The organism is Tenacibaculum tangerinum (genome assembly GCF_029853675.1).
In the GTDB taxonomy this organism is placed as follows: Bacteria; Bacteroidota; Bacteroidia; order Flavobacteriales; family Flavobacteriaceae; genus Polaribacter; species Polaribacter tangerinum_A.
Map to the genome: position 1 here is coordinate 1,459,157 of NZ_CP122539.1, position 12,880 is coordinate 1,472,036.

The window sequence follows — 12,880 nt, forward strand, 5'->3', positions numbered from 1 at the left end:
GAAGTTAACTTCAATGTATTTTTATTATGTATTAGCTTACGAGTTTTCTATTTATACAAAATTTTAGATTGTACTAAAAATACAGACTATTAATCAAACTTTCTGGTATAACTAAAACACTCTAACAAAAAAACGCTCTTGAAATTGTTTCAACAGCGCATTGTTTTTTATGTTTTACCTAACTACTAGGTTTAATAAATGTTAAGTTTATCGTCTACTATAATTGGGTGCTTCTTTGGTTATGGCCACATCATGTGGGTGACTCTCATTAATTCCACTTGCTGTGATACGAACAAACTTACCATTGTTCTTTAAAGTCTCAATATCTTTTGCTCCGCAGTACCCCATCCCAGCACGTAACCCTCCAACAAACTGATGGATACTTTCTTGCAATTCTCCTTTGTAAGGAACACGCCCTACAATTCCTTCTGGAACCAATTTTTTAATATCGTCTTCCACATCTTGGAAATAACGATCTTTAGAGCCTTGTCTCATCGCTTCTACAGATCCCATTCCACGATATGATTTGAATTTTCTTCCTTCGTAAATAATGGTTTCTCCTGGCGATTCTTTAGTTCCTGCTAATAGTGATCCTAACATTACACAATCAGCTCCTGCCGCAACTGCTTTTGGAATGTCTCCTGTGTAGCGAATACCACCATCGGCAATTACTGGCACCCCACTTCCTTTAATGGCTGCAGCCACTTCTAAAACTGCTGAAAATTGGGGGAATCCTACTCCTGCTACCACACGAGTTGTACAAATAGACCCTGGTCCTATTCCTACTTTTATCGCATCTGCTCCTGCTTCTACTAAATATTTTGCTGCTTCTGGTGTGGCAATATTACCTACTACAACATCTAATTTTGGGAATTTTGCTTTTACCTGTTTTAATACGGAAACGACTCCTTGAGTATGTCCGTGTGCTGTATCGATAATTACGGCGTCTACTCCCGATTTTACCAATGCTTCTGCTCTATCAACCGCATCGTGTGTTACACCCAATGCAGCAGCAACACGCAAACGTCCGTAAGAATCTTTATTAGCTATTGGTTTTTGCGTTAACTTGGTTATATCTCTGAAGGTAATTAATCCAACTAGCTTATCATCATCATTAACAACTGGCAATTTTTCAATCTTATTTTCTTGTAAGATAACCTCCGCATCTTGTAATGAAGTCCCTTCCGCTACGGTTACCAAATTTTCAGATGTCATAACTTCAACGATAGGACGTTCATTATTTTTTTCGAAGCGTAAATCACGATTCGTTACAATTCCTAGTAATTTTCCTGCCTCATCTACAATCGGTATGCCTCCAATTTTATGTTCACGCATGGCTTGTTTTGCATCTATAACAACCGCATTTAGCGATAACGTAATTGGGTCGATTATCATTCCACTCTCCGCGCGTTTTACCTTACGAACTTCTTGAGCTTGTTGGGCAATCGACATATTTTTATGCAATACTCCTATTCCTCCTTCTCTAGCAATAGCGATTGCCATTGCAGATTCAGTTACCGTATCCATAGCTGCAGATACAATAGGAACATTGATGGTAATATTTCTTGTAAATTTTGTTTGAATTGAAACTTCTCTTGGAAGTACTTCCGAATAAGCAGGTACTAGTAAAACGTCATCATACGTTAGTCCTTCTCCTACTATTTTATCTTGATGAGCTTGCATGTGCAATCAATTTAGTGTGTTGTTAATTAATTGCATGCAAATATACTATAAATAATACAAAAACAATCTTTAATTTTTAGTCCCCTATTTTTTTCTTCTTATAAATTTGTTTTTTGGGTTTTTAATCTTTTAAGAAGAACGTTTATAGTCAAGTTTTGCACGCCTAGGATTTTGTTGTGCTATTCCTTTAAAAGGATTGTTAATTTTAGTGTACTATTCTGAAAATTTCAGTTACTAAATTATGACAATTCATGGAAAATAATGTTCTAAAAAAAGAGAGTACGGTTACTTCTATTACTACGCCCAATGAAGTGTATCCGAGGGTATCTAAAGAGTTAATTACCGAAATTAATAATATGTTATCGTATGCCATATATAATGGTATTGTAATTAATACAGAGGTAAACTCTTTGATTGAAAGCAAGGATTTGAGCGACTTGATAAATGCGCACAATATTTTAGTTAAAAATATTGCACCAGCCACTCCAAAATCTATAGAATACACCAAAAAACTACGTACTAGCGGAGAGAAAAAATCAATATTTGGCAAGCTTCCAATCGTTAGAAACTTGGTTTTTTTAGCACTTTTCTTTTTGATTTTATTCGTTGTTACTGCATTGTCTCCTAATGTTAATAACGACTCTTTAGATAAAGGTCTGATGAATAACTCAGGAATGTCACTGCTTTTAAACCTTTCTTTTTTGGCTTCTGTATCTGGTTTGGGTGTTGTGTTCTATTTGTTAAAAAAAGTGAGTGATTCTATTAAAGAGTCTACCATGGTTTCAGAAGAATCTATTTCTTATTTTGCCCAAGTTGTTCTTGGAATTATTGCAGGACTTATCATGTCGGAAATCATTTCTTTTTACTCTAGTAAACCTGAAGGTATAAACCTATTTAATAAAGGAATTTTAGCCTTGATTGGAGGGTTTTCGTCAGAAGCAATTTTCAGTATTCTACAAGGAATTATAGATCGGATTAAATCCATTTTTATTGTATCAAAATCTAATTAATACTATTACTTAAACTCACATAAAAATAAACAGGTTGTTTTTTGTTTATAAATTGAATAATCGCTTACTTAGTAACAATCAAACTTAGCTTACTCTCACTGCAGCCTGTTTTTAATTTAAAATATACTTATGAAGTACTTTTACATTTATATTATTTTTAGCATTTTGCTGCTGTCTTGCGCTAGTGTTCCAAGTTCTACAATAACACTAACCAAAGAAGTAATTGAAGAGGCTGACAATATGCATCAGCTAAACGTGTCTTTAGTCAACCGTCTTTTTGATGAACGAAAAGAAAAAATAAATTTATTTATTGAAAATAAATATACGCCTACTTTATTAAAAAAATATGAAGACTTGTTACCCGATTCTATAGATTATAAGAAGGAATTACCCTATATTCTTAGTAGTATTATTCCGATAATTAACCATAAAAAAGATTCACTACAAGGTGTTTTAGATGTACAAAGACAAGATATTTTAAAGCAGCTGAACTCTAACTATGATGTGTATAGCAGTGCCTCCTCTTCACTTCAAAACCTTTTGAATTCTGTAGTTAAAATAAAGTCTACTGAAAGTGATGCTTTGATGGCTATTGATAAGCTGACAGGTGATCGGGTGGATGTTAAAAAAGTAGAAAACACCATAAATCAGAGTATAGAAAAAACAGGAAATACACTCGATAAATTAATCTCAATTGAAAAAGTAATTAACCAAAAATAATTAATATGAATTCTGTAGATTGGAATAAAATTGCTCAAGAAGCGGCATCACAAACAGACAGCGAGTTTAATGCACAATTAGCTAGTTTAACAAACCTAAAAATTAGTGAGGTAGATGCCTTTATAAAGGAAAGTAAGATTACCAACGCCAATGCGGTAAAAACGCTAAAATTGGTTAATGACACTACTATTGATAACAATGAAAAAGCAAAAGCTATCTCAAACATCGAAAATGGCTTTAGCTTTATTATTAGTTTGGTATCTAAAATAATATAGAAAAAATAGTTTATCTAAAAATAGGGTTGTCTTTTATAAAAGCTGTTTTGTAGCGTTCACTAAAAAGAATTTTATCCCCGCTATCTAGAATTATAAGATTATCTTCAAAGTAAATCTCTTTGATTTTCTTTATGTTTACCAAGTAATTTCTGTGTACTTGTCTAAAATCGGGATTAGACAACATGTCTTTTAACTTGGTTAACGATAACTTTATCAAGTAGTTCCCTGAATCGCAAATAAGACTGCAATATTTTTCTTTAACTTCTATATAATTAATAGTAGCTACATCTACTTTAACCACACTTCTTTTTTCTTTACGAATAAAAAAGCAGGACTCAACACCGCATTATCAGATGCTAAGCTAATACTATTATTTTGTTGATAACAAGATTCTATCGCTAATTCTAGAGAAAACAATAGTTCTAGTTTGTTATACGGTTTTAAAAGATATATTAATGGATTCGTTAGTTTAGCTTCATCGAAAATTTCTTTTCCTTGCATGCTTGTTAAAAATAAAAAAGGCACATTAATTCCTTCTTTATTCAAGCGGTGTGCCAACGAAATTCCGTCTGGTCTTCCGTTAATCATAATATCTAATATAATGACGTCGAAAAACCTATTTCTAATTAATTTTTCTGCTTCTACGGCATTGTTTGCTAATGATACTTCGTAATCATTCTCTTCAAGGAAAGAAGACAATTCTAAGGCTTCTTCTTCCAAATCTTCTAACAGTAGTAATTGTAGTTTATTCATACTTTTATGCACTTGCATTGGGTAATAAAATTTTTATGGTAGTCCCCACTCCCAACTCACTATCAATGAGTAATTTTCCGTTATTTTTTTTAATTAGTGTTTGACATAGTAACATTCCTAACCCCACCCCTTCAGATCGGTTAATTTTATCGATGCTCAAGTCCTCCAAGCCTTTAATTTTTGCTAGTTTTTCTTCTGAAATTCCGAAGCCTGTGTCTTTGATTTCAACCGTACTAAACTCCTCAGAATCACTATAGGTTTTCACCGCTATTGTACCATTTTCTTCGGTATATTTTAGGGCATTGTCTAACAAGTTTCTCAACACTATTTTTAAGGACTCTTTGTCAGCTTTAACTAAAATACTAGGTTCCAACAAAGTAGTTAACGCAATATTTTTCGCTTCGGCAATTTCCTCAAAGTTATACACCGCCTGTTCTACCAGGGGTTTTAGAGGATATTCTTCTGCTTTAAACGATAACTGATTGTTTTGCTCTAACGACCAGTGTAGCACGTTGTTTAACAAATGACTGGTGCTTTCTGTTAAAGCAATGGCATTGTTAGTCGTTTCATTTACCGCATCGTACTCCTTGTTTTTTAATTGTCGCTTTAACTTTTCGTGTTGTCTTTTAATAGTATTGATAGGTGAACGTAAATCGTGAGACACTACCGAAAACAAATAATCTTTGGTTTTGTTCGCTATGTTTAACGCCTCTTTTTGTTGGGTAATTAACTTGTTTTTACCTTGTAATTTCTTATAAAAATACCCTAAAAAGCCCAAAAAAACTAATAAACCCGAAGCTCCTATGACCAAACTCTTTTGCACTACTGCCTGACGCTTTAGCTGTTCTTCTTGTAAGACAATTTCTTGTTGCTTTTGCGCTACCGCTAATTGTTTATCTTTTTCGGTCAGCTCCCAAATTTTATCACGGTTCCAAATAGAATCTTTCCAACGACCGTATTCTACATAATAGTCTACACTTTTTTGGTAGTTTTTTCGATTCTTCTCCACAACCGCCATGTTTTTGGCAGTATATTGTTTTAGCTCAACATCAGAAAATATCTTTGCTAATTCATAAGCTTCTTTAAATAACGGAATTGCTTCATCGTCTAAATATTGATTATAATAGACATTTGCTAAATCTATTTTAGTTCTTATCAAAGCAGCCGTATCTCTTACTTCTATAATTTCTAGTTCCTTTGAAAAATATATTTTTGCTTCACCATATTCTTTCATATGCATTAAACAAACTCCTATATTGTGATAAGCTTTTTTTTCTAAATCAGAATCCTTTAATCCGTTACTTTTTTCCCATTCTTTATAGTAATAGAGAGCTTCTTTAAAATTCTTTAATTCAAGATAAATTCTTCCTTTTTTTAAATTTTTTAAACCAATAAATTGACAACTATCTGAAATAAATTCAATATTTCTTAGAGCCTTCTTAAAAAAACCTTTATTTAGAGCGCTTACTCCTTGAATATAGTTTAAAATATTTTTTTTCTCAATATCATTGACTTCTTTAAACCCTAAACTACTATATACATAACAAGAGTCGTAATTTCTCTCTTTATAAAAAGAAAAAGCTTTGCAGAAAGCTTTTTCTTTAGATTCAGCACATATCTCCTCTATTCTTTTATGTAATTTTTCTAACTCACTCTCCTTTTTTTCATTGATTTGTGAATAACCTATAAAAAAATAAAGAAAAAAACTAATGGATATTAAATGTTTCATTTATTGACCTCCAGTTGTAGGCACACTTACAGTCCCCCTATCTGTTTCAGGGTCTTCGTTATCGTCGCGTACATAAATCATATCCACGGGTTCGGTACCTTCCTCTAAAGTATAGGTAAACTGTACATAATATAAATCGTAGGTGTCGGCTATTTCATCACAATTAAACTCCACTCTAAAATCTCTACAAGAATAGGTAACTGGATTTCCATTTTTATCTAAAACATTCACATTGATTACTCCGTAGTAGTTTAAGTAAATATCATCTTTTTGAAGTGGTAATCCACTTTGGTTACTTACTGGATTGAGTTGATTCGAAGGAATGTATGCCACTGCCGTCACCGTATAGGTAGTGGTTCCCGTCATTTCACTAGAAGAAATATTCGTTAAAGGTCCGCTTGCTATATCTGCAGCAGCAATGTTAATATTTAACTTTTTAAAATCTTCTAAAGTTAACGTAACTCCGTTAACACTTACTGGATTTGAATTGTTCATGTTGTTTTTCTTTTATTTGATTAGTACGTTAAAAGTACAATTATAAAAAGAAAAGAAAAAATAGTTTATTGATAATTTACGGTAGCTACAGAGAAGCTTATATTTTTATAGTTCCTGTACTTTTTTAGAGTGTAACTGCTATCAATGGTTTTGTTAATTTCTTTCTAATAGAGATCCTTTAATGGAATGAATTCTAGAAGTTGAGTTAAAATTGAAATAAATGTTGATTAAAAAAAGAGTTGGATTTCTACATAGATGTATTAAAAATTTACTACTAGAATTATTATTTATTATCTACTCTAATGTAGAATTTAGCTAGATAAAGTCATAAAAAAACCTCAATCTATTAAAGATTGAGGTTTGTTTTTAAAGAAAGGCGACGACCTACTCTCCCACCAGTGGCAGTACCATCGGCGCTAATGGGCTTAACTTCTCTGTTCGGAATGGTAAGAGGTGAGCCCCATTGCGATAATCACCTTAAGTTTTGAGTTGGAAAGTTTCTTGGTTTATAAAGTGTAAAAGTTATCTACTAACTTTTTAACTTTTAACTACCTAACTTTTCAACTGCAGCTCTTTCGCTGCTTATAAGTTAACATACTAGTAAAATCATATCATAAATTATCAAAGAGTTTCGCTCCCCCTTCCTTTACAAAAAAGGGGGAGGCTTTATACATAAGCCTATGGGTTATTAGTACTACTCGGCTACATACATTACTGCACTTACACCTATAGCCTATCAACGTGGTGATCTTCCACGACCCTTTAAAGAAATCTCATCTTGTGGTGGGTTTCGCGCTTATATGCTTTCAGCGCTTATCCCTTCCCGACGTAGCTACTCTGCAGTGCCCCTGGCGAGACAACAGATACACTAGAGGTCAGTCCAACTCGGTCCTCTCGTACTAAAGTCAGATCCACTCAAATTTCTAACGCCCACAGCAGATAGAGACCGAACTGTCTCACGACGTTCTGAACCCAGCTCGCGTGCCACTTTAATGGGCGAACAGCCCAACCCTTGGGACCTTCTCCAGCCCCAGGATGTGACGAGCCGACATCGAGGTGCCAAACCCCCCCGTCGATGTGAGCTCTTGGGGGAGATCAGCCTGTTATCCCCGGAGTACCTTTTATCCTTTGAGCGATGGCCCTTCCATGCGGAACCACCGGATCACTATGCTCTACTTTCGTACCTGATCGACCTGTATGTCTCTCAGTCAAGCTCCCTTATGCCATTGCACTCTACGCACGGTTACCAAGCGTGCTGAGGGAACCTTTAGAAGCCTCCGTTACTCTTTTGGAGGCGACCACCCCAGTCAAACTACCCACCACGCACTGTTCTCATTGCTGAGTTAGGCTCTAGATAAGCAAAGGGTGGTATTTCAAGGATGACTCCACAACGCCTAGCGACGCCGCTTCATAGTCTCCCACCTATCCTACACATTACTTATCCAAAGTCAATACGAAGCTATAGTAAAGGTTCACGGGGTCTTTTCGTCCCGCTGCGGGTAATCGGCATCTTCACCGATACTACAATTTCACCGAGCTCATGGCTGAGACAGTATCCAGATCGTTGCACCATTCGTGCAGGTCGGAACTTACCCGACAAGGAATTTCGCTACCTTAGGACCGTTATAGTTACGGCCGCCGTTTACTGGGGCTTCATTTGATTGCTTCGTATTGCTACTAACAACTCCACTTAACCTTCCAGCACCGGGCAGGTGTCAGGCCTTATACATCATCTTTCAATTTAGCAAAGCCCTGTGTTTTTGATAAACAGTCGCCTGGATCTTTTCACTGCGGCCAACATTGCTGTTGGCGACTCTTCTCCCGAAGTTACGAGTCTATTTTGCCTAGTTCCTTAGCCATGAATCTCTCGAGCACCTTAGAATTCTCATCCCAACTACCTGTGTCGGTTTACGGTACGGGTTCTTATAAACTGAAGCTTAGAGGGTTTTCTTGGAAGCCTTTAGGCACACTATCCACGCATCCGAAGACTTGTGGTACTATCGTACTTCAGCTAGATCTGCGGATTTGCCTACAAATCTAATACCTACATACTTCAACGAACTATTCCGTCAGTTCGCGGTGCTTTCATTACTCCGTCACCCCATCGCATTTATAAGAAGTACAGGAATATTAACCTGTTGTCCATCGACTACTCCCTTCGGATTCGCCTTAGGTCCCGACTAACCCTCAGCTGATTAGCATCGCTGAGGAAACCTTAGTCTTTCGGTGAGGGGGTTTCTCGCCCCCTTTATCGTTACTTATGCCTACATTTTCTTTTCTATACGTTCCAGCATACCTCACAGTAAACCTTCTACACATATAGAATGCTCCCCTACCACTTATATAAGTCCATAGCTTCGGTAATATGTTTATGCCCGATTATTATCCATGCTCGACCGCTCGACTAGTGAGCTGTTACGCACTCTTTAAATGAATGGCTGCTTCCAAGCCAACATCCTAGCTGTCTGGGCAGTCAAACCTCGTTTCTTCAACTTAACATATATTTGGGGACCTTAGCTGATGGTCTGGGTTCTTTCCCTCTCGGACATGGACCTTAGCACCCATGCCCTCACTGCTGATAAACATTTTATAGCATTCGGAGTTTGTCAGGAATTGGTAGGCGGTGAAGCCCCCGCATCCAATCAGTAGCTCTACCTCTATAAAACTCTTAATCAACGCTGCACCTAAATGCATTTCGGGGAGTACGAGCTATTTCCGAGTTTGATTGGCCTTTCACCCCTACCCACAGGTCATCCAAAGACTTTTCAACGTCAACTGGTTCGGTCCTCCACGGTGTGTTACCACAGCTTCAACCTGCCCATGGGTAGATCACTCGGTTTCGCGTCTACTACTACTAACTATAGCGCCCTATTCAGACTCGCTTTCGCTGCGGCTGCACACCTGAAGTGCTTAACCTTGCTAGTAACAGTAACTCGTAGGCTCATTATGCAAAAGGCACGCCGTCACACAGTAAATGTGCTTCGACCGCTTGTAGGCGTACGGTTTCAGGTTCTATTTCACTCCCTTACTTAGGGTTCTTTTCACCTTTCCCTCACGGTACTAGTTCACTATCGGTCTTTCAGGAGTATTTAGCCTTACCGGATGGTCCCGGCAGATTCATACAGGATTACTCGTGTCCCGCACTACTCAGGGTACTGCTATATCCTCTTCGATTACCTTTACGAGACTATCACTCTCTATGGTTCGTCTTTCCAAACGATTCTAGTTCTCTTAGATTCTAATGTCGCAGCCCTACAACCCCAATATTGCCGTAACAATATTGGTTTGGGCTAATCCGCGTTCGCTCGCCACTACTAACGGAATCACTTTTGTTTTCTCTTCCTCTGGTTACTTAGATGTTTCAGTTCACCAGGTTCGCCCCACTTACGTGGTAATACATCTTCAATGTATTGGGTTGCCCCATTCGGAAATCTACGGATCAATAGGTATGTGCCCCTCACCGTAGCTTATCGCAGCTTATCACGTCCTTCTTCGCCTCTGAAAGCCTAGGCATCCTCCATACGCCCTTATTTAGCTTATTGTACTTTTTGCTGTAGTATCTCTACTACAACGAGCTCTTTATATATTTAAAAATTTAAAAATTGAACTATTCAATAATTAAAATCTTAAATCTTGATTCTTATAAAAAATATCTTGTTAGATTATTAATCTAACGCTCTATCTTGATTCTTTACGATATCATTTTACCAATATGTCAATGAACGTGGCGAATCGCCACTGATAAGTATTATCAGCGCAATTCGTGCAGTACTCTGAAACAATGTGTATTGTCTCGAGGCACTGCCTCGTGGAGAATATCGGAGTCGAACCGATGACCTCTTGCGTGCAAGGCAAGCGCTCTAGCCAGCTGAGCTAATCCCCCATTTGAAATTCAGAATTATGAATTCAGAATTACGAATTTAGAATTCCCTAGCTCCTAGAATTTCCTTTCTTAACTAAATATCTTAAATCTACTATTCAATCTTTGAATTTTTAAATCCTTTAATCTTTCAATCTTTGAATTCTTAAATCTTTCAATAAATTGTAGTCTCGGGCAGACTCCCCTCGGCTACGCTCGGGATAAACTTCTCGTCTGTCTCGACTATTAAGTAGTCTCGGGCAGACTCGAACTGCCGACCTCTACATTATCAGTGTAGCGCTCTAACCAGCTGAGCTACGAGACTTTTTTTAGCCCTTAGCTTGTAATTCTCAGATATTAGTACCAATACTAACAACCAAAAACTATCAACTAACAACTAACTTAAGATCTTAGTCTATTTCTTTAAAATTAACAGCAAAAGAGTAAAATGTACCTCTATTGTAACTCACCATCTTTCTCTAGAAAGGAGGTGTTCCAGCCGCACCTTCCGGTACGGCTACCTTGTTACGACTTAGCCCTAGTTACCAGTTTTACCCTAGGCAGCTCCTCTCGGTAACCGACTTCAGGCACCCCCAGCTTCCATGGCTTGACGGGCGGTGTGTACAAGGCCCGGGAACGTATTCACCGGATCATGGCTGATATCCGATTACTAGCGATTCCAGCTTCACGGAGTCGAGTTGCAGACTCCGATCCGAACTGTGATATGGTTTATAGATTCGCTCCTATTCGCATAGTGGCTGCTCATTGTCCATACCATTGTAGCACGTGTGTAGCCCAGGACGTAAGGGCCGTGATGATTTGACGTCATCCCCACCTTCCTCGCGGTTTGCACCGGCAGTCTCGCTAGAGTCCTCAGCTTTACCTGCTAGCAACTAACGATAAGGGTTGCGCTCGTTATAGGACTTAACCTGACACCTCACGGCACGAGCTGACGACAACCATGCAGCACCTTGTAAAGTGTCCGAAGAAAAAGGTATCTCTACCCCTGTCACTCTACATTTAAGCCCTGGTAAGGTTCCTCGCGTATCATCGAATTAAACCACATGCTCCACCGCTTGTGCGGGCCCCCGTCAATTCCTTTGAGTTTCAATCTTGCGATCGTACTCCCCAGGTGGGACACTTATCACTTTCGCTTAGTCACTGAGCCTAAACCCAACAACTAGTGTCCATCGTTTACGGCGTGGACTACCAGGGTATCTAATCCTGTTCGCTCCCCACGCTTTCGTCCATGAGCGTCAGTATATACGTAGTAGACTGCCTTCGCAATCGGTATTCTAAGTAATATCTATGCATTTCACCGCTACACTACTTATTCTATCTACTTCCGTATAACTCAAGTCAACCAGTATCAAAGGCAGTTCCATAGTTAAGCTATGGGATTTCACCTCTGACTTAATTGACCGCCTGCGGACCCTTTAAACCCAATGATTCCGGATAACGCTTGCACCCTCCGTATTACCGCGGCTGCTGGCACGGAGTTAGCCGGTGCTTATTCTTACGGTACCGTCAAATAACTACACGTAGCTACGTTTCTTCCCGTATAAAAGCAGTTTACAACCCATAGGGCAGTCTTCCTGCACGCGGCATGGCTGGTTCAGAGTTGCCTCCATTGACCAATATTCCTCACTGCTGCCTCCCGTAGGAGTCTGGTCCGTGTCTCAGTACCAGTGTGGGGGATAATCCTCTCAGACCCCCTACCTATCGTTGCCATGGTAAGCCGTTACCTTACCATCTAGCTAATAGGACGCATAGTCATCTTGTACCGATAAATCTTTAATAAAAAAGTGATGCCACTTCTCTATACCATGGAGTATTAATCTTCATTTCTAAAGGCTATCCTCCTGTACAAGGCAGATTCTATACGCGTTACGCACCCGTTCGCCGGTCGCCATCTTCCCGAAAGAAATGCTGCCCCTCGACTTGCATGTGTTAAGCCTGCCGCTAGCGTTCATCCTGAGCCAGGATCAAACTCTTCATTGTATAATCTTTAATATTATAAATGTTAAGTTCCAAAAGAATTTACGAAAACCTAATCTCTTAAACTTTCTGTGGTAATTCTACTCTTTAATTACGCTGTCAATTTCAATATTTTTCAATGAACTTGGCTCGTCGCTAATAACAAACTTAAATTTGTATCTTTAACAAACCTTTTGTAGAAATACTAGAATCGAACTAGTGGCTTTATGCCTTCCAAAATTTCTTTATCTATACCGCTCTCTAAAAGCGGATGCAAATATATAAACTATTTTTATTCTGACAAAAACTTTTTTAAGTTTTTTTCTCGTTTATACTACCGCACTATTTTAATGAACTCAGTCCCTAAAAAAACAGGATT

The 12,880-nt window shown here is 38.0% G+C and carries 8 protein-coding genes, 2 tRNA genes and 3 rRNA genes; 3 read left to right on the forward strand and 10 right to left on the reverse strand.

Annotated elements, in window-relative coordinates; all coding sequences use genetic code 11:
- Positions 1–207: 207 nt before the first annotated feature.
- Entirely contained in the window at positions 208–1,683 is a 1,476-nt protein-coding gene (guaB, locus tag P8625_RS06255; protein WP_279652614.1) for an IMP dehydrogenase, read from the reverse strand.
- Between the two features lie 251 nt (positions 1,684–1,934).
- Here guaB and P8625_RS06260 point away from each other — a divergent pair, with 251 nt between their 5' ends.
- The 3 genes from P8625_RS06260 (at position 1,935) to P8625_RS06270 (ending at position 3,688) form a co-directional block, all read left to right on the forward strand.
- Positions 1,935–2,693 carry a hypothetical protein gene (locus P8625_RS06260; protein ID WP_279652615.1) on the forward strand — a complete coding sequence of 253 codons (759 nt, stop codon included), beginning with the start codon at positions 1,935–1,937 and terminating at the stop codon, positions 2,691–2,693.
- Between the two features lie 129 nt (positions 2,694–2,822).
- Entirely contained in the window at positions 2,823–3,413 is a 591-nt protein-coding gene (locus tag P8625_RS06265) for a hypothetical protein (RefSeq protein ID WP_279652616.1), read from the forward strand.
- A 5-nt stretch (positions 3,414–3,418) separates the two neighbouring features.
- The gene (locus P8625_RS06270; protein WP_279652617.1) at positions 3,419–3,688 is read left to right on the forward strand and encodes a hypothetical protein; all 270 of its coding nucleotides are present in this window, start codon (positions 3,419–3,421) and stop codon (positions 3,686–3,688) included.
- A 10-nt stretch (positions 3,689–3,698) separates the two neighbouring features.
- On the opposite strand, the gene P8625_RS06275 is transcribed toward P8625_RS06270, so the two are convergent.
- From P8625_RS06275 to P8625_RS06315, 9 genes are all read right to left on the reverse strand, one after another.
- On the reverse strand, positions 3,699–3,989 hold the full coding sequence (locus tag P8625_RS06275; protein WP_279652618.1) for a LytR/AlgR family response regulator transcription factor: 291 nt from the start codon (positions 3,987–3,989) through the stop codon (positions 3,699–3,701).
- A complete protein-coding gene (locus P8625_RS06280; RefSeq protein ID WP_279652619.1) occupies positions 3,977–4,441 on the reverse strand; it encodes a response regulator in 465 nt (154 codons plus the stop codon). Before P8625_RS06280 ends, P8625_RS06275 begins: the two co-directional genes overlap by 13 nt.
- A 4-nt stretch (positions 4,442–4,445) precedes the next feature.
- Positions 4,446–6,170, reverse strand: a complete 1,725-nt coding sequence (locus P8625_RS06285) for a tetratricopeptide repeat-containing sensor histidine kinase (RefSeq protein WP_279652620.1) — start codon at positions 6,168–6,170, stop codon at positions 4,446–4,448.
- Complete coding sequence (locus tag P8625_RS06290) at positions 6,171–6,665, reverse strand: hypothetical protein (protein ID WP_279652621.1); 495 nt, start codon at positions 6,663–6,665, stop codon at positions 6,171–6,173.
- 371 nt (positions 6,666–7,036) lie between these two features.
- Positions 7,037–7,145, reverse strand: a 5S ribosomal RNA gene (rrf, locus tag P8625_RS06295).
- A gap of 188 nt (positions 7,146–7,333) precedes the next feature.
- Positions 7,334–10,207: ribosomal RNA gene (locus P8625_RS06300) — 23S ribosomal RNA — on the reverse strand.
- A 267-nt stretch (positions 10,208–10,474) separates the two neighbouring features.
- Positions 10,475–10,548 (reverse strand) — tRNA-Ala (locus tag P8625_RS06305).
- Positions 10,549–10,775: 227 nt separating this feature from the next.
- Positions 10,776–10,849: transfer RNA gene (locus P8625_RS06310), tRNA-Ile, on the reverse strand.
- Positions 10,850–11,007: 158 nt separating this feature from the next.
- A 16S ribosomal RNA gene (locus P8625_RS06315) occupies positions 11,008–12,525 on the reverse strand.
- The 16S, 23S and 5S rRNA genes sit together here with 2 tRNA genes alongside, the layout of an rRNA operon.
- Between the last annotated feature and the right edge of the window lie 355 nt (positions 12,526–12,880).